The sequence below is a fragment of the uncultured Sulfitobacter sp. genome (genome assembly GCF_947502895.1).
Lineage (GTDB): Bacteria > Pseudomonadota > Alphaproteobacteria > Rhodobacterales > Rhodobacteraceae > Sulfitobacter.
In genome coordinates, this window is the sequence record NZ_CANNBM010000004.1 from 73989 (window position 1) to 99404 (window position 25416).

The 25416-nt window shown below is 57.8% G+C and carries 22 protein-coding genes and 1 pseudogene; 13 read left to right on the forward strand and 10 right to left on the reverse strand.

Annotation, left to right across the window (positions count from 1 at the left end):
* Positions 1-10: 10 nt before the first annotated feature.
* The 3 genes from Q0903_RS15450 to hpt all read right to left on the reverse strand — a co-directional run bounded on the left by Q0903_RS15450 (position 11) and on the right by hpt (position 2189).
* Entirely contained in the window at positions 11-892 is an 882-nt protein-coding gene (locus Q0903_RS15450; RefSeq protein WP_299416882.1) for a cytochrome c, read from the reverse strand.
* 3 nt (positions 893-895) lie between these two features.
* Positions 896-1372: a cytochrome c gene (locus tag Q0903_RS15455; RefSeq protein WP_299416884.1), complete on the reverse strand. Its 477-nt coding sequence runs from the start codon at positions 1370-1372 to the stop codon at positions 896-898.
* Between the two features lie 271 nt (positions 1373-1643).
* Positions 1644-2189, reverse strand: coding sequence for a hypoxanthine phosphoribosyltransferase (gene hpt, locus Q0903_RS15460; RefSeq protein ID WP_299416886.1), 546 nt, complete (start codon positions 2187-2189; stop codon positions 1644-1646).
* A 68-nt stretch (positions 2190-2257) separates the two neighbouring features.
* Between hpt and Q0903_RS15465 the strand changes: the two genes are divergently transcribed.
* Both Q0903_RS15465 and Q0903_RS15470 read left to right on the forward strand, forming a co-directional pair.
* Entirely contained in the window at positions 2258-2701 is a 444-nt protein-coding gene (locus Q0903_RS15465; RefSeq protein WP_299030086.1) for a type II toxin-antitoxin system RatA family toxin, read from the forward strand.
* Between the two features lie 20 nt (positions 2702-2721).
* The gene (locus Q0903_RS15470; RefSeq protein WP_299416888.1) at positions 2722-3993 is read left to right on the forward strand and encodes an MmgE/PrpD family protein; all 1272 of its coding nucleotides are present in this window, start codon (positions 2722-2724) and stop codon (positions 3991-3993) included.
* Between the two features lie 61 nt (positions 3994-4054).
* On the opposite strand, the gene Q0903_RS15475 is transcribed toward Q0903_RS15470, so the two are convergent.
* The 4 genes and pseudogenes from Q0903_RS15475 to Q0903_RS15490 all read right to left on the reverse strand — a co-directional run bounded on the left by Q0903_RS15475 (position 4055) and on the right by Q0903_RS15490 (position 7453).
* Positions 4055-5236 (reverse strand): ammonium transporter, encoded by a 1182-nt coding sequence (locus Q0903_RS15475; protein WP_299416890.1) that lies wholly within the window; start codon positions 5234-5236, stop codon positions 4055-4057.
* Between the two features lie 138 nt (positions 5237-5374).
* Entirely contained in the window at positions 5375-5851 is a 477-nt protein-coding gene (locus Q0903_RS15480) for a CinA family protein (protein ID WP_299416892.1), read from the reverse strand.
* A complete protein-coding gene (locus Q0903_RS15485) occupies positions 5841-6329 on the reverse strand; it encodes a phosphatidylglycerophosphatase A (protein WP_299417200.1) in 489 nt (162 codons plus the stop codon). The genes Q0903_RS15480 and Q0903_RS15485 overlap by 11 nt, the downstream gene beginning before the upstream one ends.
* Positions 6323-7453, reverse strand: a pseudogene (locus Q0903_RS15490) (bifunctional 2-C-methyl-D-erythritol 4-phosphate cytidylyltransferase/2-C-methyl-D-erythritol 2,4-cyclodiphosphate synthase). Before Q0903_RS15490 ends, Q0903_RS15485 begins: the two are co-directional and overlap by 7 nt.
* 209 nt (positions 7454-7662) lie before the next feature.
* Between Q0903_RS15490 and dusB the strand changes: the two are divergent.
* From dusB to Q0903_RS15515, 5 genes are all read left to right on the forward strand, one after another.
* Positions 7663-8640, forward strand: a complete 978-nt coding sequence (gene dusB / locus Q0903_RS15495) for a tRNA dihydrouridine synthase DusB (protein ID WP_299416894.1) — start codon at positions 7663-7665, stop codon at positions 8638-8640.
* Entirely contained in the window at positions 8637-9767 is a 1131-nt protein-coding gene (locus Q0903_RS15500) for an ATP-binding protein (protein WP_299030101.1), read from the forward strand. The genes dusB and Q0903_RS15500 overlap by 4 nt, the downstream gene beginning before the upstream one ends.
* 3 nt (positions 9768-9770) lie before the next feature.
* Positions 9771-11138, forward strand: coding sequence for a sigma-54 dependent transcriptional regulator (locus tag Q0903_RS15505; RefSeq protein WP_299030104.1), 1368 nt, complete (start codon positions 9771-9773; stop codon positions 11136-11138).
* Positions 11139-11264: 126 nt separating this feature from the next.
* Positions 11265-13514, forward strand: a complete 2250-nt coding sequence (locus Q0903_RS15510; RefSeq protein ID WP_299416896.1) for a PAS domain-containing sensor histidine kinase — start codon at positions 11265-11267, stop codon at positions 13512-13514.
* Positions 13511-14908 (forward strand): sigma-54 dependent transcriptional regulator, encoded by a 1398-nt coding sequence (locus Q0903_RS15515; RefSeq protein ID WP_299030110.1) that lies wholly within the window; start codon positions 13511-13513, stop codon positions 14906-14908. Before Q0903_RS15510 ends, Q0903_RS15515 begins: the two co-directional genes overlap by 4 nt.
* Before the next feature lie 109 nt (positions 14909-15017).
* Here the strand turns inward: Q0903_RS15515 and Q0903_RS15520 are convergent, their stop codons facing one another.
* On the reverse strand, positions 15018-16034 hold the full coding sequence (locus Q0903_RS15520; RefSeq protein WP_299416898.1) for an ester cyclase: 1017 nt from the start codon (positions 16032-16034) through the stop codon (positions 15018-15020).
* A 237-nt stretch (positions 16035-16271) separates the two neighbouring features.
* Here Q0903_RS15520 and trkA point away from each other — a divergent pair, with 237 nt between their 5' ends.
* The 5 genes from trkA to Q0903_RS15545 all read left to right on the forward strand — a co-directional run bounded on the left by trkA (position 16272) and on the right by Q0903_RS15545 (position 21343).
* Entirely contained in the window at positions 16272-17648 is a 1377-nt protein-coding gene (gene trkA, locus Q0903_RS15525; RefSeq protein WP_299030643.1) for a Trk system potassium transporter TrkA, read from the forward strand.
* A 16-nt stretch (positions 17649-17664) separates the two neighbouring features.
* Positions 17665-19197, forward strand: a complete 1533-nt coding sequence (locus Q0903_RS15530) for a potassium transporter TrkG (RefSeq protein ID WP_299030116.1) — start codon at positions 17665-17667, stop codon at positions 19195-19197.
* Positions 19198-19323: 126 nt separating this feature from the next.
* Entirely contained in the window at positions 19324-19563 is a 240-nt protein-coding gene (gene hfq, locus Q0903_RS15535) for an RNA chaperone Hfq (RefSeq protein ID WP_007119530.1), read from the forward strand.
* Positions 19560-20858: a GTPase HflX gene (hflX, locus tag Q0903_RS15540; RefSeq protein ID WP_299030119.1), complete on the forward strand. Its 1299-nt coding sequence runs from the start codon at positions 19560-19562 to the stop codon at positions 20856-20858. The genes hfq and hflX overlap by 4 nt, the downstream gene beginning before the upstream one ends.
* Positions 20859-20938: 80 nt before the next feature.
* Positions 20939-21343: a DUF2177 family protein gene (locus Q0903_RS15545; protein WP_299030122.1), complete on the forward strand. Its 405-nt coding sequence runs from the start codon at positions 20939-20941 to the stop codon at positions 21341-21343.
* 53 nt (positions 21344-21396) lie between these two features.
* On the opposite strand, the gene Q0903_RS15550 is transcribed toward Q0903_RS15545, so the two are convergent.
* Positions 21397-21963, reverse strand: coding sequence for a pseudouridine synthase (locus Q0903_RS15550; protein WP_299416901.1), 567 nt, complete (start codon positions 21961-21963; stop codon positions 21397-21399).
* Positions 21960-24428 (reverse strand): penicillin acylase family protein, encoded by a 2469-nt coding sequence (locus Q0903_RS15555; protein ID WP_299030128.1) that lies wholly within the window; start codon positions 24426-24428, stop codon positions 21960-21962. The genes Q0903_RS15550 and Q0903_RS15555 overlap by 4 nt, the downstream gene beginning before the upstream one ends.
* On the opposite strand from Q0903_RS15555, the gene Q0903_RS15560 reads away from it, so the two are divergent.
* The gene (locus Q0903_RS15560) at positions 24403-25404 is read left to right on the forward strand and encodes an NAD(P)-dependent oxidoreductase (protein ID WP_299416903.1); all 1002 of its coding nucleotides are present in this window, start codon (positions 24403-24405) and stop codon (positions 25402-25404) included. The two genes, Q0903_RS15555 and Q0903_RS15560, sit on opposite strands and share 26 nt — an antisense overlap.
* Positions 25405-25416: the final 12 nt, after the last annotated feature.

A 25416-nucleotide genomic window follows, 5' to 3' on the forward strand; every position in this document is an offset into this window, starting at 1 on the left:
TCCCGAGCGATCACTGCGACGCTGGCAGCGCCAGCAAATACGCTGCTATCGCATCGCGATCGCTTTGCGGCAGCTTTGCCAAGTTCTCGACTACTGCCACCATAGACCCTCCCACGCTGTCATAGTCTGGCGTAAACCCTGACTTGAAATATTCTGCCAGATCAGCCGCTGACCAGCCTAGGGCAGAAGGGGTGATATCGGGAATTCGCCCTTTGCCAGACGGATTAGGCGCGCCTTGCAGCCATTTCGCACGGTTCAACCCGCCCAAGGCGTCACGTTCTGTATGACACTCGGCGCAATGGGCTAGCCCCTCAACCAGATAGCGCCCTCGATCTAGCGGGGCGCCCATATCACCGACCATCACGGGGGCGTCTGTCAGATATAGGCGTTTCCAGATGCCAATCCCGCGCCTGATGTTGAACGGAAAACTGACCTCGTGGTCAAGGCTAGGCGTTGGATCGGCGGGCAGGGTGCCCATATAGGCAAAAAGGTCAGCGACATCACCGTCCGTCATACGTGTGTATGCTGTATAGGGGAACGCGGGGTAATAGTGCCGCCCTTCTGGCGATACGCCAGCGCGCAAGGCATGTGCGAATTGAACAAGGGTCCAATCACCAATGCCTTCAGCGCCCCACGAGATATTGGGCGCATAAAATGTGCCAAATGCACTGTCGAACGCATACCCTCCTGCCAAGACTTCCTTGTCTTGAGACTGCGGGGCCGTATGGCACGAAGCGCAGCCAGAAGCGGCGAAGACCAACGCACCGTTTTCAGCATCAGCAGTATGGCTCTGCGCAACCTGCGCAGGCGGCCGTTCGGGTGCGGAGATAAGCCACCCGAGACCTGCACCAAACACGGCACAGGCCCCCAGCAACATGGCGATCTTTCCCACGGCTTAATTCTTGGGGCCGCGGTATGTCTCGTGGCAGCCTTTGCATGATCCGCCCAATGCGCCCATTCCGGCGCCAACGGCTGCAGCATCCGCAGCACCGACAAGGGCGCTTGCAGCCATCTTCATATCATTGAATTTTGCCTCGAAGCCCGCAGAATCGCTCCAGATTTCGGGCTTGGCGCGGGATCCTTCGACCGCTCCCTGTTCGGACCCTTCGACCCATAGTGTCGCATGCGACATAGAGGCAAGGGCAGCCAGATTATTGGCCGCTGCATCGACAACAGCGCTGTCATAGGGGGCTTCACCCTTTGCGATCCCGCCAAGAACACCGATATGATAGCTGACCATCTGCATCTGCGCATGTCGTGCTTTAACTGCATCCGCGGCAGCTTTATCCGCGTGGCTGGCCGCAAATGCAGTGCTCGCGACGATACCTGCGCCAAGCGTGACGACAAATAGGGTTTTCTCTAGTGTATTCATGTGGACCTCCTGTTTTGTGCATTATAACACAAAAAATGGCTCTGGTTTCCCTAAAGTCAACAATTCACACAGAGTTGAAATGGCCAGTGTATCAGAATCGACGGGGGATACGCGCGCTCTGGGCCCAGTCGGGCCAAAAACCAAGCCGCTCTAACCCGATCACCAAAAGGGCCAACGCGATTGCCGCGAACACCAGCTTGACCCGCTTCATTGAGGGCGGGTTTCGCGCCCAAAGGCGCATACGCATCAAATGGCGCGGGTCCAGCACGGCCTATTCGCCGTCCGTGAACCTGACCTTGCCGATAAACGGAAGGTTCCGGTTGCGTTGTGCAAAATCGATCCCGTAGCCCACGACAAATTCGTCCGGTATCTCGAACCCTGTGTGATCTGCGCGCAAATCGACTTCGCGGCGGCTGGGTTTGTCCAGCAATGCCACCGTTTTAAGGCGTGCAGGTTTACGGGCGCGCAACATACCGGTGACGTGGTGCAATGTGTGGCCTGTATCAACGATATCTTCGACCAGCAGCACATCACGTCCTTCAATGCCGCCGCGCAAGTCTTTGAGAATGCGTACTTCGCGCGTGCTTTCGGTCCCGTCGCCATAGCTGGATGCTTCCAGAAAATCGACCTCGATCGGCAGATCAAGCTCACGCACCAGATCAGCGATAAAGACAAAGCTGCCGCGCAGCAGTCCTACGACAACCAGTTTGTCTGTATCGGCAAATTCGCTCTGGATTTCGCGGCACAGCTCTTCGATCCGCGCCGCGATGGATTTGGCCGAGATCATCTGGTCTATGACATAAGGACGCGTTGGCATGGCCACCTCTTGATTGTGCGCCCCCGCGGGCTTTGATACAGCGCTAGCCAAACGAGACTAGGAAATCAATGCCCACCCATAGCGAGACCCGCGTGCTGCCCTACAGCGCCCAACAAATGTATGATCTGGTGGCCGATGTGGCCCGATACCCAGAATTTCTGCCGTGGACTGCCGCTGCGCGGATCAAATCGGTGACGGACAAGGGAGATCATAGCGTCATGGATGCTGATCTGGTCATCTCGTTCAAGGTGTTTCGAGAGCGGTTCACCTCACGCGTGGTCCTGTGGCCCGACGCCAAAAAGCTGGACACTGAATATCTTGATGGCCCTTTCAAGTATATGAAATCAAACTGGGCTTTTGCAGATGTCGATGGCGGCTGCGAGGTGAAGTTCTTTGTCGATTTCGAGTTCCGCAATGCAATCTTGCAGAAAATTATCGGTGTCGTCTTTAACGAGGCGATGCAGCGGGTCGTCAAAGCGTTTGAGAAGCGCGCGAACACACTTTATGGCTGATCCCGTCAGGGGAGGACGCCATGGGTATAACAGAACAACTGGTTAAATTCAGGACCACCGAGGTGCCTGAGGAGGCGGCCGCCATGATGCGGCTGTCACTGTTTGATTGGGCGGCCTGTGGTATCGCAGGTGCAGCCGAGGCCGAGTTCGCGCCGTTTCGCCGTGCGCAGATGGTCGAGGAAGGCCCAGCGCATATCTTTGGCGGGGATGCGGGTGGCGCGGCGGTTGCTGCTTTGGTCAATGGCACGCTCAGCCACGCGCTGGATTATGACGACACGCATTTCGCCCATATCGGGCATCCTTCGGTGGCAGTCTTGCCCGCAGTGGTCGCTGTGGCCGAGACGATGGACATTGCCCTGACTGACGCGATTGATGCAGCGACCGTAGGGGTAGAGGGATCTATTCTGACAGGCCTGTGGTTGGGCCGCGCACACTATCAGGTTGGTTATCACCAGACTGCAACAGCTGGCGCTTTTGGGGCCGCACTTGCCACGGCGCGATTGCTAGGGCTGGATAAGGGGCAAACGCGCCATGCGCTGGGGCTGTGTGCCAGCATGGCATCAGGGATCAAGGCGCAGTTTGGTACAATGGCCAAACCGCTGAACGCCGGCTTGGCCGCGCGAACAGGTGTTGAAACAGCTCTGTGGGCGCAGGCGGGCATGACAGCAGCACCAGACGGGCTGGCGGGGCCGCTTGGGTTCGGCGAGACGCACCACGGCGAGGGAGCAGAGGTGAAACTGCCGCGCAAGGACTGGCAGATCAGCAGCATCAGCCACAAGTTTCATGCCTGTTGCCACGGGCTTCACGCAATGCTCGAGGCCTTGGGCGATGCGGGCATCGAAGCCGAGCGGATCGAGGCTGTGAAAATCCGCACCCATCCGCGCTGGATGAGCGTGTGCAACATCGCTGAGCCCAAAACAGGGCTCGAGGTGAAATTCAGCTACCGTCATACTGCGGCAATGACATTGTCGGGTCATTCTACAGGGGCGATCAGCAGCTTCAGCGATGAAATCGCCCGCGATAAAGACGTTTGCGCGCTCCGAGAGAAAATCGATGTTGTTGAGGATGCCAATCTGAGCGAGACACAGTCGCTAGTCACCCTAACCCTCACATCGGGTGAGGTGCGCCGACTGCGCCACGATCTGCTTGCGCCTGTCAGCCTTGAGGTGCGCAGTGCCAAGCTACGCACCAAGGTACTGGAACTGCTGGGAGAGCCACGGGCCACGACACTGTGGAATGCAGCGATCGGCACTGATCTGGATGCTGTGACAGCCTGTTTCCAAGGCACCTGAGCTGGAACGCAAAAAGGGCGGCCATTTCTGGACCGCCCTTTGTCTGAAGGATCAAGCGGGATCAGCTTGAAATATCGTAGGCCCGTTCGCCGTGTACGGCGAGGTCCAGACCGTTGACTTCGGTTTCGGCATCCACGCGCAAGGGCGTGATCGCACGGCATACGATGATCAGCACTATTGTAACAGCAGTCGTATATATTCCGACAATCGCCAGAGAGCCCAATTGCGCCGCCCATGACCCCGCGCCGAAGGCGGCGATCATGATCGTGCCAAAGATGCCGCCAACACCGTGTACCGCCATGACATCCAGTGTGTCATCGATCTTGGCTTTGTTGCGGATCAACACCACCGCTTCCTGACACAGGATGCCTGCCACACCCCCAATCAACAGCGCCTCCCATGGGCCAACATAACCGGATGCAGGGGTAATCGAAGCTAGGCCCGCAATCGTACCTGTGACGATGCCCACCAACGATGATTTTCCGAATTTGATCCGCTCCCACAGTGCCCATGTCAGCGAGGCCGTCGCGGCCGAGATATGTGTCACTGTGATCGCCATGGCAGCGCCGCCATCAGCGGCTAGCTGCGAGCCACCGTTAAAGCCGAACCATCCCACCCAGAGCATCGCAGCGCCGATCATAACCAAACCGGGGTTGTGCGGTGGAGTTGCCTGATTCTTGCGCGCCCCGAGGAAAATCGCGAGGATGATCGCGGCGAGCCCTGCAGTCTCGTGCACAACGATCCCGCCCGCAAAGTCGCGCACGCCGACGTCTCCGAATATCCCGCCATCGGCCAGCATCCCGCCTCCCCAGACCCAATGCACTACAGGCGCGTAGCACAACAACATCCAGAGGCCCGAAAAAAGCATGACAAATCCAAAGCCCACCCGCTCAACATAAGCGCCGACAATCAGCGCGGGTGTGATAATGGCAAATGTCATCTGGAAGGCGAAAAAGGCGATCTCTGGCAAGGTGCCTGACAGGCTGTCCGCTGTCACACCGTTCAAACCGATCTTGCCCAGACCGCCCCAAAGACCTGTGCTGCCGTCGCCGAAGGCAATGGAATAACCAAAGAGAAACCAGAGAACGCTCATCAAACAGGCAATGGCATAGCAGTGCATGAACACACTGAGTACATTTCGGGCACGGACAAGACCGCCGTAAAACAGGGCAAGCCCCGGCAGCGTCATAAACAGCACCAGCGCTGTTGCGGTCATAATCCATGCGGTATCGGCGGCATTCATACTAGTAGTCTCCCCAAAGTTTGAGGGCGGTATGGCGTGCCGTGAATGATGCGAAAAGTTGCAACCGCTCAAAAGGCGCTATATTTTCGGGCGTTTGTAAGAGTGCCTAATTTTTTGGCGCGAATTTGATTGGCAGGGTTAGTTTTCGGGCATTTCGCAAAGTGCCTTGCGCAGCAGGTGCAGAGCATGGTCCCGCGCTGCGATGCGCACGGCATCCCGGCCCAGCGGGCCAAACTCCACCGTTTCGGTGCTAATGCCCATTGGCCCCGCGATGCCAAAACAGACCCGCCCCTCGGGCTTGTGTTCGGACCCGCCGGGCCCTGCAATTCCCGTGATTGAAACGACGAGTTGAGCGGCACTTTGGGCCAAGGCACCCTGCGCCATCTGCTCTGCCACCTGCTCGGAAACTGCGCCATGGGTGCGCAGCGCGGCTTCGGTAACGCCCAGCATGTCGCGCTTGGCCGCGTTGGAATAGGTGACAAACCCGCGCTCGAACACGGCGGATGACCCTGCCAGATCGGTGAGGGCGGCTGCGACCATGCCAGCAGTACAGCTCTCTGCGGTGGCAATCATGATGCCATGCTGTTTGGCCAGCGCCAGAATCTCAGATCGCATGGGCCACCCCCGCAAGGATCACAACGCCAATAGCCGCGAACAGGCCTGCAAACACATCATCCAGCATCACACCTAGCGGATCACCGCGGCGGTCCGCCCAGCCGATGATCCAAGGCTTCCAGATGTCGAACAGCCGAAACAGCACAAATGCCGCGATCCAGCCCGGCCACATGACGGTAATGTCGATCCCCATACGCCAGCTTGCAATTGACAGCGGCAGCAGGGCGATCCATTGCCCCACCAATTCGTCAACCACAATCTCGGAAGGGTCGTGATCATCACTGCCTTTGGTCATTGCGGAAGTGGCCCACCAGCCTTTGAAAAATGCGGCGATGATGCCGATAACCAATAACGGCAGGCCGCCTATCACGTGAAGCAGCCAAGCCCAGGGCAGTGCAACCAGCGAGCCCCAAGTGCCGGGCGCAGGTCGTAGATAACCAACCCCCATAACTGTTGCGATCATGCGTGCGATCATGATTTCACCAAGGTGGCAGTTGCGATGCAGGCGATGCCTTCGCCGCGTCCGGTAAAGCCCAAACGCTCTGAAGTGGTGGCCTTGACCGATACACGCGCCACGTCGATGCCGACCATTTCAGCGACGGCGGCACGCATTGCAGCGGCGTGGGGGCCTATTTTGGGAAATTCGCAAATCAGGGTGCAATCCACGTGGGTCAAAGTAAACCCCTGATCCCGTGTCATTTGTGCGGCGTGCCTCAGAAAAATATGACTTTCCGCGCCTTTCCACTGTGGGTCAGACGGTGGGAAGTGGGTGCCGATATCCCCCGCGACCAGCGCGCCGTAGATCGCATCGGTAACGGTATGCAGCCCCACATCAGCGTCGGAGTGGCCTACCAGCCCGTGTGTATGCGGAATGCGTACGCCGCACAGCATAACGTGATCGCCTGCGCCAAATGCATGTACGTCAAATCCGTTGCCTGTACGAATGTCCATCTACTTCTCCAATATCCGCGCCGCGCGGGTGAAATCTGCAGGCGTGGTGATTTTTATATTATCTGCGTCGCCTTGAGTGATTGCAACGTGCATACCCGCGGCGCGTGCAACCGCGACATCATCTGCGGCAATGCCGTTATAGGCTTCGTGCGCGGCAAGTATCGCATCGCGGTGAAACCCTTGGGGTGTCTGCGCTGCAAACAGGCCCTCGCGGTCCTGTGTGCCTGTCACCATTCCTGTATTCCCTGTCCAAAGAGCGTCGGTCACGGCAAGGCCGGGGGCGGCGGCGCTGTGCTGTGCCAGCGCGTCAATCACATCCGAGATCAACGTTGCACTGACACAAGCGCGCGCTGCGTCATGTATCAGCACAGCATCGCAGTCGGGCAGGGCGCGCAGGCCCTCAAGCACAGACAGGTTACGCTCGCTTCCGCCCGTGGTGACAACAATTCCTCGCGACTGGAAAGCAGGCGCTTCTGGCATATCGTCCGGATGCAGAACCAGCGTGATACCGTCTATCAGCGGGTGGTCTTCAAAAGCTGTGACAGTATGGTCGATCACGCGTTTGCCGCACAGCGGTTGCCACTGCTTGGGGCGTTGCCCACCCGCGCGTGTGCCACGTCCGGCAGCTACAATCAGAGCGAAGACACGCATCAGGTCCACTTTCGTATGTTCATTGCCCCGTCTTAGGAAATCCCTGCGCGCAGCGCAATGTGGCGGCACGGCACCGCCATCAGATCAGGTGCTTAATTTTTAAGCATTTGGGCAGGGTGATTATAGGTCATTGGACCGTCATTCATTGTGTAGCACCTTGCATTGACGTAACTTAGCAACGTTCGCCCAAGGATTAAGCACCACTTGTTATGACCTTCCCGCTCGATTTGACCCCTCCTGTTTTTCTGGCCCCGATGGCCGGCATTACCGATTTGCCCACGCGCAGTCTGGTGTCGCGCTTTGGCGCAGGGCTGGTCGTGTCCGAGATGATCGCGTCAGGTGAATGGCTGACCCACCGCCCTGGCACCCGTGAAAAGGCCGAACTGGGCTTGGGCATTGATGGTACATCCGTCCAGATTGCAGGTCGCGAAGCTGAACCTATGGCAGAGGCTGCGCGGATGATCGCAGGGCAGGGCGCGCGGATTATCGATATCAATATGGGATGTCCTGCCAAAAAGGTTACGCAGGGTGCATCAGGTTCTGCATTGATGAAAACACCCGACCATGCGCTGCGCTTGATCGAGGCGGTGGTGAATGCGGTTGATGTGCCTGTCACGCTAAAAACACGTCTCGGTTGGGACGACGATATGTTGAACGCGCCTGATATCGCGCGGCGTGCAGAAGCGGCGGGCATTACCTTGATCACAATCCATGGGCGCACACGCTGCCAATTCTACAAAGGCGCGGCAGATTGGGCGGCGATCCGCGGCGTTGTTGATGTGGTCGATATTCCCGTTATCGCCAATGGCGACATCACAGATACAGACAGTGCGCGTCAGGCGCTGGCGCAGTCCGGCGCGCAAGGGGTGATGATCGGGCGTGGCATGCAGGGGCGGCCTTGGCTGCTGGCGCAGATTGCCCATGATATCTACGGCACCCCTGCACCCGTCGTGCCGCAGGGGCAAGATTTTGTAGATATGGTGCTGGGGCACTATGATGATTTGCTTCGCTTTTACGGTACCAAGCTGGGCCTGCGCGTGGCACGCAAACATCTGGGTTGGTACATGGATCACGCGCAGACACCTGCACAGGCACGCCGTGATGTTCTGACCGCCGGAAGTGTTGAAGAAACGACAATCCTGCTTCCAGCAGCACTGGACCCCGCGCTGTGGGGGGCCGCGGCATGACGCGCCCCGCATCACCGCTTGGCACGTCAGAGCGTGCGCTTTGGGCCTCATTGCCGGTTCCTGCCGTTCTGGTAGGGCCTGATGATTTGATCGTTGATATTAATGCAGCTGCCGAAGGGTTCTTGAACGCGTCGGCCAAGGCTGTATGTGGCATGCCCGTTTGGGACGTTATTGCGGTAGATGCACCGTTGGAGGCAGCTTTTGCCCGTGCGCGGGCGTCGCAAACCACGCTTTTTGTGAATGATGTCGATGTCGGCAGCGGCCAACGCGCCCCGCTGCAATCCCAATTGCAAGTGGCGCCAATGTCAGAGGCAGAAGGAGTAATGATTCTGATGATCTCGCCACGCGAACTGGCGGGGCGCATGACACAGAACCAGTCGGTGAAATCCAGCGCAAAGTCCGCAATCGGTATGGCCGAGATGCTGGCCCATGAGATTAAAAATCCTCTGGCAGGTATCACAGGGGCCGCCCAACTGCTGAGTATGAATTTGCCCAAGGATGATCTGGAACTGACTGACCTAATTGTCGCCGAAAGCCGCCGCATTGTGAAGCTTTTGGAACAGGTAGAGCAGTTCGGAAACCTGACAGTGCCCGAGCGTGCAGCTGTTAATCTGCACGATGTTCTGGACCGCGCGCGCCGCTCGGCGCTGCTGGGGTTCGGAGCGCATATGCGTATTATTGAAGACTATGATCCCTCCTTGCCATTGGCATGGGGGGACAAGGACCAGTTGCTGCAAGTTGTCCTGAATTTGGTCAAGAATGCCTCCGAGGCGGCGGGTGACGCGGGCGGCACAATCCGTCTGCACAGCTATTATGAACACTCCTTCCGTTTGCGCCGTGCTGATGGTGATGGCGTGCTGCTGCCTTTGCAGATCGAAGTTATTGATGACGGGCCGGGTCTGCCGGAAAACATCGCAGGTGATGTCTTTGATCCTTTTGTGTCAGGGCGCGAAAACGGCACGGGGCTTGGCCTCGCACTCGTCAGCAAGATAGTGTCCGAGCATGACGGCTGGATTTCTGTATCCTCGACACCCGGTCATACGGTGTTTCGCATTTCGCTGCCGCGCGCTGATGCCGCCGAAGAACGCAACAAAAACGCTGCGATATTGCCGCAACAGGAGAGTTAATCCATGGATGGTACAGTTCTGGTGGCGGATGATGACCGCACCATTCGCACGGTTCTGACACAGGCCCTGACGCGGGCTGGGTGCAAGGTGCATGCAACCTCTAGCCTGACCACGCTGATGCGGTGGGTGGCCGAGGGCAAGGGTGATGTGGTTATTACGGATGTGGCAATGCCTGATGGCAACGGTCTGGAGATGTTGCCTAAAATTGCTGCCGACCGTCCCGATTTGCCCGTGATCGTGATCTCGGCCCAGAATACGATCATGACCGCTATCAAAGCGGCCGAGGCGCAGGCTTATGACTATCTGCCCAAACCGTTTGACCTGCCTGACCTGATGAAACGCACGGCGCGCGCGCTGGAACGGGTTGGGACACCGCGCCGCGCAGAAAATCCGACCACCGTAAGCGATGAAGACGATTTGCCGATGGTTGGTAAAACGGCTGTTATGCAATCGCTCTACCGTGTGATTGCACGGGTAATGAATGCGGATTTGCCTGTTCTTATCTGGGGGGAGAGCGGTACGGGAAAATCCCTGATTGCACGGGCCATCCATGATCTGTCCGACCGCCGCAGTCTGCCTTTTGTCACCGTTACCGAAGCAGAGCTGAGCGACATTGAAGGACCCGCGCGGGTAATGGCGCGGGTGCGGGGCGGTACGCTGTTGATTGACGAGATCGGTGATATCTCGGCCGAAGTACAGGCCCGCATTGCGCGCATGATGGACACAGAGACCGAAAACCAGCCCCGTTTCATCGCGACGTCACAGACCGATCTGGGGCAGGATACCAGCGATACCACCATGCGGCGCGATCTCTATTACCGTTTGTCCGGTGCAACGCTGCATGTGCCCGCTCTTCGCGACAGGGTCGAAGACATCCCACTGCTTGCCACCCATTTTCTGGAGCGTGCAGATGCAGGTGCAGGTGCGCCTCATGCGTTGTCAGAAGCGGCCGTGAAGGTTTTTGCAAACTACACTTGGCCGGGAAACGTACGCCAGCTTGAACACGCCATGCGTCAGTTGGCGTTGACCAGCCGCGCGGTTGAAATCACAGCAGCCGATGCCAGCCAGATTGTAGGCGGTCAGGCCGGCCCCGAGCCCACGCGGGCCACCGGAAACGGTGAAAAGTTGGGAGCCAGCGTCGAGCGCCATATCCGCCGGTACTTTGAGCTGCATGGAAATATGTTGCCACCGCCGGGATTATACCAGCGTATCCTGCGCGAGGTAGAGGCTCCATTAATCGAAGTTGCCCTTGCTGCAACTTCTGGAAATCAGGCGAAATGTGCGGAACTTTTGGGGATTAACCGAAATACGCTAAGAAAGAAGATCACAGACCTCGAAATAGAGGTTACACGCGGTCGAAAAATGATGTAAAACTGTCACATAAGCGTGGCCATCAAGGGACATCCTTGGTCAGGACCACATAATATGGCGGTACGGTGCGTTTGCACCACATCAGGTGAGGGTCCCTGCGTGGCTTCCCGAACACGGAATTTATGGATGGTTCGGCTGTCGCGTTTGCGGCGGCAGCGGCGTGTGCGCACGTTAACGACGCTCGGATTGGTTGTATTGGGCCCGTTACTGGCCTTGGCGACCTATTTGGCGTTGGGGCCGCTCGATCAAGGCAGTACCGACACGCTACGGCTGATTCTCCTGTTGGATCTGGTCTATATTCTGGCACTTGCGGCATTGGTCCTTGCGCAGGTTGCACGGCTTATTGCGGCGCGGCGCGCTAAATCCGCAGGTTCGCGCCTGCACCTGCGCCTGACGGGCGTTTTCGCGCTAATGGCGCTCATCCCGACAGTCTCGGTGGCGGTTTTTGCCGTTCTGACGATCAATGTGGGCATCGAGGGGTGGTTCTCCGAGCGGGTGCGCGTTGTGGTTGGCAACTCGCTTCTGGCAGCCGAGGCCTATGCACAAGAAGAGCGGGACGGTCTGCGCGATGATGCCATTGGCCTTGCGCGCAGCATTGACCGTGCGCGCCGGTCCGGCACCCGCCTTGGCGATAGCGAACTGCTGAGCGAGGGGCAAAGGCAGGTCCAGCGGGGCTTGCGCGAGGCCTATATGATAGACGGTACAGGTGAAATCCGCGCACGCGGCGACCGCTCGTATCTCTTTGACTATGACGTGCCGACTGCTGGCGAAATCGCCGCCGCGAACGAGGTGGACGTCCAGATCATCGAGGATTGGACCAACAACGAGTTTCGCGCGCTGGTGCGCCTGAACTCGTTCGTGGACCGTTTCCTATACATCAGTCGTGAAGTTGACGGCGAAATCCTGAGCCTTCTTGAAGAAACCCAAGAGACGATCCTGCTGTACCAGCAACTGGAGAGCGAACGCGGCAAGATGCTGTTTGATTTTGGTCTGCTCTACCTTGCTTTCGCGGTGATCATTATTCTGGCGGCGGTCTGGCTTGGCCTGTGGTTTGCAGAACGTCTGTCAGGCCCTGTGGGCAGGCTGACGGGGGCCGCGCAACAGGTAGGTGCGGGTGATCTGGACGTGCAGGTGCGCGAGGATGATGGCGATGACGAGATCGCCGAGCTGGGCCGCTACTTTAACCAGATGACCAAACAGCTCAAAGGGCAGCGCAACACTTTGCTGGACAATACCCGCCAGATTGAGCGCCGCCGCCGCCTGTTTGATTCCGTGCTCAGTTCGGTGACTTCTGGTGTTGTAGGGCTTGATCCCGAGGGTCGGGTGACCTTTGTGAACCGATCTGCCATGCGTCTGCTGGATTGGGAAGAAGACCAGCAATCACTTGCACTTACCGTTGCCGTGCCAGAGTTTGGACCTCTCTATGAGACGCTGACCACCACTGCGACCGAAGCCACCCAACAAGAAATAAAGGTGTCGCGCCAAGGGCGTATGGAGAACCTTCTTGTCCGAATGGCCACGCGGCGCACGGATGAGGGGCGGCTTGAGGGATACGTGGTGGCCTTTGATGACGTCACCGATCTGGTCAGCGCCCAGCGCATGGCCGCATGGGGCGACGTGGCCCGCCGTATTGCGCACGAGATCAAAAACCCGCTCACGCCAATCCAGCTGTCCGCAGAGCGGATCAAACGTAAATTTGGGCCCAAACTGGGTGAAGACAGCGACAGTCTGGAACAAATGACACGCGTTATCATCCGCCAGACAGGCGATCTACGCCGTATCGTAGACGAGTTCAGCAAATTCGCCCGTATGCCAGAGCCTGAGCGCAAGCCGCAGGACCTTACGCAGTTGGTCCGCGACGCCGTTTTGCTGCAAAAGACGGGCAGGCCGGATATCAAACTCATATCTGACGTGCCCAAGTCCGAGTTCCCCGCGCTGATTGATGGCACAATGATTACACAGGCGTTGACGAACCTAATCAAAAACGCAGGTGAGGCTATAGATACGCTTCGTGAAAAAGGCGCCCCTGATGATCTGGTGCCACAAGTGCAGGTCCAACTGTGCATCGCGGATGGCTCGGCGCATATTACCATCGCCGATAACGGCATCGGCTTGCCCGAAGACCGCGCCGCGTTGTTTGAGCCTTATGTAACCACCCGCAGCGAAGGCACGGGGCTGGGCCTGCCAATCGTCAAGAAAATTATCGAGGAACATGGCGGTAGCCTTGTTCTGTCTGATGCGCCTGTTTTCGATGGGCAATCACATTTTGGCGCTATGGCAGAGATAACCCTGCCCATGGGGCTGGACGGCATGCAGGGCACCACCCCTGATCTGAATAAAGACCTGAGCACAGGCATTGAGGAGCAAAAACCATGAGTGATATTCTGATTGTAGATGATGAACGAGATATTCGCGAACTGATCTCGGATATTCTGGAAGACGAGGGATTTGCAACGCGCCTTGCCGGAAATTCGGACGATGCAATGGCCGCGGTTAACAAAGAGCCACCTGCGTTGATGATTCTCGATATCTGGCTCAAGGATAGCAAGATGGACGGGATCGATATCCTCAAGTCCGTCAAACGCGACAATCCTGATGTACCTGTCGTCATCATTTCGGGCCACGGAAATGTGGAAATTGCAGTCGCTGCGATCAAACAGGGTGCCTATGATTTCATTGAAAAACCGTTCAACATTGACCAGTTGATGGTGGTGATCCGCCGCGCAATGGAGACATCGCGCCTGCGCCGGGAAAACCTCACGCTCAAACGCAAAGACAGCTCCAATACCGAGATGATAGGGAATTCGGGGGCTTTCCGGACATTGGTCAGCCAGTTGGACAAAGTGACGAAATCAAATGGCCGCGTGATGCTGACAGGCCCTGCTGGCGCGGGCAAAGAAGTGGCGGCACGCTATATCCATGCCAACTCAAACCGCGCATCTGCCCCGTTTGTGACAGTTAATTGCGCAGGCGTGGCCCCGGACCGTATGGAAGAAGTTCTGTTCGGTCGCGAAACGCCCGAGCGGGGCGTGGAGCCGGGGCTGCTTGAGCAGGGACATGGCGGTGTCGTCTATTTCGACGAAGTGGCGGATATGCCGCTGGGCACCCAATCCAAAATACTCCGCGTGCTGGTGGACCAACAATTCACCCGTGTCGGTGGCAACGACAAAGTCCGCGTTGATCTGCGCGTTATTTCCAGTACCAACAAAGACCTCAGTGCCGAAATCGCGGCCGAGACTTTCCGCGAGGAGCTGTATCACCGCCTCAACGTGGTTCCGATTGCTGTGCCGTCATTGGCCGAGCGGCGCGAGGATATTCCGTTGCTCGCCGCCCATTTCATCGCCGAATTCAACAGCACCCAAGGTTTGCCGCAGCGCGAGATCACCGACGATGCCCAAGCTCTGATGCAGACAATGGTCTGGCCTGGAAACGTGCGACAGCTGAAGAACATGGTCGAACGGGTATTGATCCTTGGCGAAGGTACAGCCCCTATCGAGGCGCGTGAATTGCCGGGCGAAGAGGACCACAGCGAGGAAGAAGGGCGCGTCGTGCTTTCGGGAGCTATGGCAAGCCTGCCCCTACGCGAAGCCCGCGAGGCGTTCGAGCGCGAATATCTGCTGACCCAGATCAATCGCTTTGGTGGAAACATCAGCCGCACCGCGAATTTCGTCGGAATGGAGCGGTCGGCTCTTCACCGCAAACTCAAAAGCCTTGGCGTAGTTACATCTGCGAAATCAGGTACCCGTGTGGCCCATGTAGACGAGGACTGAGCAACCAAGGGAAAACCGGCCCGGCGGCCTGTCGCTTTATTTTTCTTGGCCTTAAATCCTCCGGGGGTCCGCCCCCAAAGGGCGGATGGGGCAGAGCCCCTGCGCGCTCTCAATCCTCGGCAAGCTCGGCCAGCACATCCACCCCCTGCATTCTCAAAAAATGCAACATATCGATGAAGATCCAGTTCTCGGCGAGTTTGTCACCATCACGGCGATAGATATCAATGACGCGCATGTCGGCTGGTGTTTCGCTGGCGGGTAGTCCCATAAAGCCGCCCGCGCTGATCAGGCTCAGATTTGGCCAGCCAAAGAATCCGCCATAATTGCCTTCAGCCAGACGCGCGACATGGCCGTTGAAAGTCCGCGTGCCGATACCACGGCGAAAAGGGCCTTGGTGCTGTTCGATATAGCGGTCGATTGTGTAGGTCGCCCCGATCCCTTCAGGGCCCCACCACAGCATATCGTCATGCCAGTTTTCCAGCATTTCCTCGCGTGGCGTCCGCGCCTTCGGGTTTTCGTTGGCCGCATCAATGGCAAAGACCATCTTGTTGATCACATCTAGTGTTTTGTCGCCCTCGGCATCATCGCTTGCACCGTATAGTAACCCGTCATGCGTACGTGGTCCCGGTTGCACCAGATGGGCAGCTGTTTGATCTGGGAAGCGCGTGATGCCGGCCTGCCGCATCAAGTGCAGCAGATCGCAATACATTGCGGTTTCCACAATCCTGCCATCCGATACACGATTGAACTCGCAATAGCGCAACATGGCCAGCTTCGCTGTTGGGGGGATGTTAAGCATCGGGGCATCAAACAATCCCATGATATGCCCCATCGACACAACCCAGACGTCTTCACTGGGAGTGTTGTGGTTGTGGGCTGCAAAAAACACATCTTCGCGCCGTTGCGGCGCGGTAAATGCGCGCAGTAACGGCTGCCAGAACACTTCTGCCACAGCTTGAGGGCCGGTCTGGATATTCCACGGATGGAAGCCGCGCCAAAGACAGTCTGGCGACATCCGGTCTGCAAGAACCTGTGGCATGGTCTCGGCTGTGGCGGCCTCCATGGCTGCATAGTGGTCTTGGACCAGCAATTTTGCGGCGCTGACAAGGGCGGTGTTCTGGGGCATCTTGGTCCTGCTGTTTTTTGGTTACCGCTTCTGCGTAGCTTGCAAAAATCTCCCGTGCCAGCGGTATTTTGACAAAAGGTGTAACGCATCGCGCCTGTCCACAGCCCCGTTGCCCTGTGGGCAATCCAGCCACATTTGAATTGACCACACCCATCGCATCTGCCAACCATACCGCTATCAGGCAGGGGCGTGGTGGCAGCTGATGACAGCGCCCGCGCAGCAGGGGATTTCCACCATATGAAAGTCATCATTTGCGGCGCAGGGCAGGTCGGCTGGCAGATTGCACGTCACCTCTCGGGGGAGCGGAACGATGTTACTGTCGTCGACAGCAACGCCGATCTGGTGCGCCGCGCTACTGACACGCTGGATGTGCAGGGCGTGGCGGGGTTTGCCAGCTATCCCGATGTGCTCGATCGCGCTGGCGCGCGCGATGCAGATATGATCATCGCTGCTACCCATTCTGACGAAGTGAATATGGTGACCTGTCAGGTTGCCCACTCGGTCTTTGGCATTAACCGCAAGATTGCGCGGCTGCGCTCACAATCCTACCTCGATGCGATTTATTCCGATCTGTATCGCCGTGACCATCTCCCGATTGATGTGGTCATCAGCCCCGAGCGTGAAGTGGCCGCTGCCGCCCTGCAACGGCTTGCCGCGCCTGCTGCCTTTGATACCGAACTGTTTATGGACGGGCATGCGCAACTGATGGGCATCACGCTGGATGCGGATAGCCCTGTGCTCAACACGCCGCTTCGCCAATTGACCGATCTCTTCTCGACGTTGCGCGCCGTTGTCGTCGGCATCCGCCGTGACGGACGGCTGTTTGCGCCCGAACCCAAGGACCAGCTTTTTGCGGGCGATGATGCCTATATCTTTGTACACCGCGACGACATCTCCCGTGCGATGGAGATATTTGGCAAGAAATCTTCCAGTCAGGACCGTGTGGTGCTGGTGGGCGGTGGCAATGTCGGCCTGTCTGTCGCACTCACGCTGGAGCGGCGTGCAAAGAGGATCCGCGCCAAGGTGATCGAGAAGAACCGCCACTGCGCCGAGCGTGCAGCAGAGGCACTGGAACGGACGATTGTGCTGAACGGTGACGGTCTGGACGCCGCCCTGCTGGCTGAGGCAGGGATTGAGCGTGCAGATGCAATGCTGGCTGTCACAGATGACGACAAGACCAACATGCTGGCCTGTGTACGCGCCCGCGCCGAAGGATGCCCCTATGTGATCGCGCTGATCAATGATCCGACACTTGTGCCGCTGATGCAGCCACTGGGGATTGATGCCTATATCAATCCGCGTGCCACCACTGTCAGTTCGATCCTGCGTCACATCCGTCACGGGCGGGTGCGGGCCGTCTATTCCATCGGGGATGCAGAGGCCGAAGTGATCGAGGCCGAAGTCCTCTCGACCTCGCCTATGGCGGGTAAGAAAATCAACGAGATCGACTTTCCCGAAGGTGCGCTGGTGGGGGCCGTGCGCAAGGGTGACAAAATCATCCGCCCCATGGGCAACACCCGTATTGAAGAGGGCGATGTGATTGCTGTCTTTGTGCTGACCAAAGATGTCGCCCAGCTTGAACAGTTGATGCAAGTCTCTATCGACTTTTTCTGACAAGAAGGGACCGCTCGTGCGGCGAAACAGCAGCTTACGATCCGATCTTTTGCAGCTGCCGCTGTTTTTGCTGATGTTCGGCATCGGCATGATGTCGATGTTTGTGCCTGCGATCTATGCTTTGCTTGCCGATAACCACAGCGCCAGTCAGGCATTTTTCTATGCGGGTTTGCTGGGAACGGTGACGTTCTTGCTGATTGGGGTCGCACATGCGGGCCGCACCCCGCGTCAAGGCGCACTGGGACCGCTGTTGTCGCTGTTTGCTGCATTTGTCTTTTTGCCCGCGGCCTTTGCCATACCCTTTGTCGAGGCATTGCCGACGACGCGCTTTTATAATGCCTATTTCGAGATGCTGAGCGCGCTTACAACAACAGGTGCGACCCTGTTTGACGATCCTGCGCGTCTTAGTCCAACATTGCATTTGTGGCGCGCGCAGGTGGGCTGGATGGGCGGATTGCTGATGTGGGTGGCGGCGGTTGCTATCCTTGCGCCGCTGAACCTGGGCGGTTTTGAAGTAACGGCACAGGCAGAACCGGGCCGCCGTGAGACCGGGCTTTACAGCACCGCACCCCTTAGTCCGCGCCGTCGCATCGGGCGTGCGCTGCAGGGGCTTGCGCCGCTTTATGGCGGGCTGACCCTGTTGCTATGGGTGCTGCTGGTTTTCGCGGGGGAAGAGCCGCTGGCGGCCCTGTGTCACGCGATGTCCGTGATGGCCACATCAGGGATATCTGCCACAGGCGGCATGGTCGGGTCAGGGGGTATCGTCGCAGAGGTGTTTATGGCGTTTTTCATGCTCTTTGCCTTGTCACGCCTCATGTTTTCATCTGACACGGTCACAGCAACCCAAGGCGGGCTGCGTACTGACCCTGAATTCCGGATCGGTCTGGGCATTCTCGTTCTGGTGCCGACTGTCTTGTTTGCGCGGCATTTTCTGGGTGCTTTCGGGCTGAGCAGCGGTGATACGCTGTCAGGGGCGCTGATGGCACTGTGGGGATCGATATTTACAGTGCTGTCATTCCTGTCAACCACCGGCTTTGTCTCGGAATTCTGGAGCGAGACGCAAAGTTGGTCAGGGTTGCGTACGCCGGGTCTGATCCTTATGGGCCTTGCATTGGTTGGCGGCGGCGTTGCGACTACGGCTGGCGGTGTGAAACTGCTGCGCGTCTTTGCGCTTTACCGCAACGGCGTGCGCGAGATGGAGCAGCTCGTCCATCCTAACGCGGTATCGGGTGCGGGGGTTGCAGGCCGGCGGTTGCAATCGGGAGGCGCATTTATCGCATGGATTTTCTTTATGCTATTCGCGCTGTCGTTTGCAGCTGTGACCCTCGCTTTGACCTACGTCGGCGTTACTTTCGACGAAGCATTGGTGCTGGCGATTGCCATGTTATCAACTACAGGACCGCTGACCGAATGGGGCGGCGAGGCGCCAATTGTGCTACTGTCGCTTAGCGATCCGGCCAAGGCAATTCTGGCAGCGGCAATGGTTTTGGGGCGCCTTGAGACGCTTGCGATTATTGCACTGCTCACTCCTGACCTGTGGCGTAGCTGACACGCGCGGATGCGTGGCTGTGCAAATGCTTGATTTTGGGGGTGGAAACTTTACCTCACCCGCTTCATAGTCAGGTTCGGACAGGCCGTGAGCGGCGAAAGACAAGAAAAAACGAAAGAACAAACTATGGCGTCTGACAGACAGAACCTTCAGGATGCGTTCCTGAACCACGTACGCAAGACCAAAGTACCGGTCACTATTTTCCTGATCAACGGGGTCAAGCTGCAAGGCGTGATCACATGGTTTGACAATTTCTGCGTTCTGCTGCGCCGCGATGGTCAGTCGCAGCTTGTTTACAAGCACGCGATTTCGACAATCATGCCAAGCCAGCCGATCAGCCTGTATGAGGGCGAAGACGCTTCTTGAGCAAAGCGCAATTCCAGATTGACGAGACAGACGGCCCCGCGAAAACACGCGCATGGGTCCTGCACCCTGACATCCGCACCAATTCAGACCGCCGCAGCCCCGAGCCAGCACTGGCCGAGGCAGTAGCCCTTGCCGAAGCTCTTCCGGGGTTGGAGGTTGTGGGCGCGCATGTGGTGCAACTGCGCAGTGTGAGCGCCGGCCAGCTGTTTGGCAAAGGCAAGATCGAAGACACCCGCCAGTTGATCGAAGAAAACGAAGTCGAGCTGGTACTGGTTGATGGCCCGCTGACGCCTGTGCAGCAGCGTAATCTGGAGAAAATCTGGAATGTAAAAATTCTGGACCGGACAGGGCTTATCCTGGAGATTTTCAGTGACCGTGCCGCAACGCGAGAAGGCGTGTTACAGGTAGAGATGGCCGCGCTCAACTATCAGCGCACCCGTCTGGTCCGCGCGTGGACCCACCTTGAGCGCCAGCGCGGTGGTCTTGGGTTTGTCGGCGGACCGGGCGAGACGCAGATCGAGGCGGACCGTCGTGCCATTGACGAGCAATTGGTGCGCCTCGCGCGGCAGTTGGAAAAGGTCGTCAAAACCCGCGCGCTTCACCGCGCTGCACGGGCCAAAGTCCCTTATCCGATTGTGGCGCTTGTCGGCTATACCAACGCTGGAAAATCCACGCTGTTCAACCGCCTTACAGGGGCAGATGTCATGGCCAAGGACATGTTGTTTGCCACACTAGACCCGACGATGCGCAGTCTCGAACTGTTGGACGGTCCAGAGATTATTCTCAGCGATACGGTCGGATTTATTTCCGATTTGCCGACCGAGCTTGTTGCCGCGTTCCGTGCCACACTCGAAGAGGTTTTGGCAGCCGATATTGTGCTTCATGTGCGCGATATCAGCCATGCAGAAACCGAAGAGCAAGCGCGCGATGTACGCGATATTCTCACGTCACTCGGCGTTCCCAAAGACACACGTACCTTCGAAGTCTGGAATAAGCTGGATCTGCTGCCACAGGACGCGGCTGATGCAAAACGCGAGCGTGCGGCCCGTGACGATTCTGTCATGGCTATTTCTGCTGTGACAGGCGAGGGGCTAGAGGCATTGCAAACTGTTGTGGCCGAGGCGTTGCAAGGGGCGTTGCGGACCGCAGACCTTAGCTTGAGCTTTGCCGAGGGACGCAAACGTGCGTGGCTTTTTGATCAAGACGTTGTGGTGCAAGAAGAGCAGACCGAAGAAGGGTTTGATTTGACGGTGCGGTGGTCTGCTGATGTTGAAGCGGCATTCCAGCGTTTGTAAAATCAAACGCTGTCAGGCCTAGACGTAGCTGCTTTGCGCCCCATCTGAAGGGGGTAACAGCCACAAGGGGCCGCCTTATCATGTCTTACCTCATCGCGTATGTCGCCACCTTTGCAGTGTTCCTGATCGCGGATTTCATTGGTCTGAGTTATTTAATCAAACCCATATTCCAACGCACTATTGGTCATCTGATGCTTGAGAATTTTCGCGTGTTACCTGCGTTCTTATTCTATGCATTTTTGGTTCTGGTAATCATGTGGTTTGTTTCATGGCCTGCATTGAATGAAGGGCATTCCCTGATTTGGGTCTTTGGCTCTGCTGCGTTGCTGGGGGCAGCGGCTTATGGAACGTATGAATTTACAAATTATGCCTTGCTACGGGATTGGACATTGCAATTGGTTGTTGTCGATCTGACGTGGGGCACGCTTCTTACTGGCACATCGGCTATGGCCGGTGTTGCAATTACGCGGGCTGTCGTTGGCTAGGCGCACGCCCAGTGGCGCGGTTTTGAATGATCCAACGCCAAGAAAGAAGCATATTACGCGCCCGTTGACGCGGCATATCGCCAAGCGCCCGGACGAAGCTGGTTCAGATTCCAATCGCCGATCTGCACGCGGATCAGACGCAGCGTTGGGAGGCCTACATGGGCAGTCATACGACGGATTTGTCGGTTCCGTCCCTCTGATATCGTCAATTGTAGCCATGCATCTGGAACAGATTTGCGAAACCGAACCGGCGGATCACGCGGCCACAGATCATCAGGGGGGGAAGTAATTTGTGCCATTGCAGGGCGTGTCGTTCCGTCTTTGAGGGGGACGCCGTTGCGCAATGCTGTGAGGGCGGTGTCATCCGGTTCGCCTTCGACCTGCACCAGATATGTCTTTTTCAATTTGTATTTCGGGTTTGAAATACGTGCTTGCAGGGGGCCGTGATCGGTCAGCACCATCAACCCTTCGCTGTCACGGTCAAGGCGGCCTGCAGGATAAAAGCCGGGCGCGTCGATAAAGCCGGACAATGTGGGTCTGGTCGAGCCTTCTGTGCCCTTATCGGTGAATTGCGACAAAACCCCGAAAGGTTTGTTAAAGAGGATGACCTTGTTGCTCATGGGGTTTGCGGAACAAGCCGCGTCTCGCCGACAGCTGCGGCGCGGGCAAGGTCTTGGTCCAGAGACATGGGGATGTATTCGCCACGCCGCCACAGTTGCGCCAGATCGTCGTAGTGGCGCGACAGGAAATGCCCTGATTGACCTGTGGACGATACAAAGACAGAGCTGTCGGGGTCTGCAAAGTCATAGACACCGCGGTATCCTGCGCCGTGTACGTTGTGGAAGGGGTTCGGATCTGTGCCTTTTGTGCGCCCGCGCATCAGGGTGTGGTCACCGCCTGACGTGCTTTGACGGATGTTCACAAAGTAGCGCAGCACAGGAACGGTTCCCAAAACAGGGTGATCGTGTGTCGCCTGATGAGCATCACCCCAGCGCAGGGATTCGAGAGCGGTGCCATATTTCTGGGAAATGGTCAGCAGAGCATCATCGAGTGCGAGCCGCGCCATATCCGCGCAAGTTTCGGTTGGCGCGGACTGGAACACGTCGCACCACGCGGACGCGCCGTTCACATCACGAAAGACGCGCTCGATAAACAATGGCTCGACATGGTCGAATTCCGGCGCAAGGGGGCCAAGTTCGTCCCTGATCAGACGGTCTTGGAGTGCGCGCAGCCAAGTGGCGTAAATCAGCGGCTCGGGAAGGTGTTCGTTCATCTCGCCCGACCAGCCCGCCAGAAGTGCCAGCGCGTTTTGGCGCAGTGCCTCGGGTGTACCAGCGGGGGCGGCTTCGCCAGTGAACCAAAGCTCTGCACCGATGAGGGGCAGCAGGGAACGGGCCGTAAAGCTGACAGTATCAAGCTGTGCTTCGATAAAGCTGTCGCGGGTGTGGACCTGACGGCCCTGCATCAGGCGCTGCCAGCGTTGGATGCGTTGCGTATCGCCCCAGAGATACGAGACGTGGTTGGGAAACGGGCGGTCAACCATCTTGTTGTTGGTATTGCCAAGGATGCCACCTGCCGGTGCAACAAAGCCCGGATTGGCGGTGAAAGGCAGGGTTCCCTGCCAGCGATTGGCCGCAATCCAGCCCGGGCTGGGCAGGCGGCCTTGGCTTTGGTGGGCGGGGTCGCGTTTTGGCGCTGCGCCGATCGTTTTCATGGCGATGTTTTCGCGGTCCACCAGCGTCAGGTTTTGGGACGGTGCGATAAACCGCTCTGCCGCCGCAATACCTTCACCCACCGTTTTGGCACGCATAAGCTCCATCGCCGCTTGCAGGGTTGTATCGCGCTGGCTGAGAACGGTCCAGTTGACCGAGGCCACATGGCCGGGCGGGGTAATGCTGGCGAGGTTGTAATGGCTGCCTGGCAAAACGGGGCCGTTGTCGGTCCAGCGCAGTGTCAGAGTGACGGGATCTTGGTCTTTGACCGTAATGATCGACGCGCGGGTGCGAAACTTTTTGAACCCGTCTGGTGTGCGGTATTCCTCACGGTTGGCTGGATTCAGCTCTTCTATATAGACGTCTTGATCGTCGAGATAAGAGGAGGTGAGCCCCCAGCCGAGATCGGCAGAGCGTCCTGTCAGGATGACAGGAAGGCCGGGAATGGAGGCACCGATAACACCACCTGTTTGCAGCTCTAGCCGTGCCAGATACCAGATCGCCGGTGCGGTAAATCCGAGGTGTGGATCATTGGCCAGCAATGTGCCGCCCGATGCCGAACGGGAAGGTGCGGCTGCCCAAGCGTTGGATGCTCCGGCTAGGGCTGTCCGCTTGAACGGGGACAAAGGGTGCGATGTATAAGGTTCGGTCTGGGCAAAGCGGGGTGCTGTGGGAAAGAGCGATGCAAATTTGGGCAAGGCTGCGACACCGCTGCCGGGCGCGTCGGGCAGTATATCTTGCAGCCGTGCAGCATCGGGCAGAGCAAGAGAGACGCGCGCGCGAATGACTTCGGCGTCCAGATGGCCTGATAGCTGCAGGCCCATTAACTTTACGATTGCGATGCTATCGGCAGGCCGCCAAGGGGCCATAGGCGCGTTAAAGAGAAACATCTCGGGCGCGCCACGCCCTAATGCTTCGGTGTTGATCTGGTCAAGCCGCGCATTGACGCCCGCTGCATAGGCACGCAGAGCGGCTTGGGTTGTCGGGTCCAGTGCTTCCATCGAGGCGACGGAGAGGGCGTAGATATCAAAGCGCCGCAGCAGCTTGTCTATGTCCAGAGTCGTTGTGCCAAACACCTCAGACAACCGCCCTTGCGCCGTGCGGCGCATGGTTGTCATTTGCCACAAACGGTCTTGGGCATGGGCAAAACCGAGGCCAAAGAAGACATCAACATCCTCCTCACCGAAGATATGCGGGACATTGGCGTTGTCGCGCACAATCTCCACCGGTCGCTGTAGGTTGGGTACAATGACCTCGGCGTTGTAATCAGGTAAGGACCGCGAGGCCAACCAATAGACCATGCTAACGGCAAGCACACTCAGCACAAGCAGGCCAGCAGCCAGTCGTATGAGCCAGCGAAACACCAATGCCATATCAGATCCCTCTCTGAGAACGCCCAAGCCCGCGTTTGACCCTGCGGGCCACGGTGTTAGGTATGGCGCAGCAATAGCGCAACATCAAAGCAAGGAAAAGCACATGGCGAAGCTGGCGTTTTTAGGTCTGGGCGTAATGGGTGGCCCAATGGCAGGGCATCTGCAAAAAGCGGGCCACAGCGTGACGGTATACAACCGCACAACAGCCAAAGCGGAAAGCTGGGTCAGTACCTATGATGGTGCTTATGCGACCACGCCGCGCGAGGCGGCGCAGGGTGCTGACTTTGTGATTGCGTGCGTTGGTAATGATGATGATCTGCGCTCGGTCACCTTAGGTGACGATGGTGCCTTTGCCGGCATGTCCACGGATACAGTCTTTGTGGATCACACAACCGTATCTGCTGCGGTGACGCGAGAGCTTTATGCAGCCGCGCAGGCGGCGCAGATCAGCTTCGTTGATGCGCCTATTTCGGGCGGTCAGGCAGGGGCCGAAAACGGGCAGCTGTCGATCATGTGTGGCGGCGATCAAAGCGCGTTTGACCGTGCGTTGCCCGTGATGGAAGTGTATTCGAAAATTTGCCGCCGTATCGGCGATAGCGGCGCAGGCCAGATGACCAAAATGTGCAACCAGATCGCGATTGCAGGTGTGGTACAAGGATTATCGGAGGCACTGCATTTTGCCGAGAAGGCGGGCCTCGACGGGCGCGCAGTGGTCGAGGTCATTTCACAAGGTGCCGCTGGCAGCTGGCAGATGTCCAACCGCTATGAGACGATGCTGGATGATGAATTCGAGCATGGTTTTGCTGTAGACTGGATGCGCAAAGATCTCGGGATATGTCTGGACACCGCTGACGAGACAGGCGCGAGCTTGCCCCTCACCGCGTTGGTCGACCAATTTTACAAGGACGTGCAAAAGTTGGGCGGCGGGCGCTGGGATACCTCCAGCCTGATCCAGAGATTGCGCAAGATGGGCTAGTAAAAGCAGTAT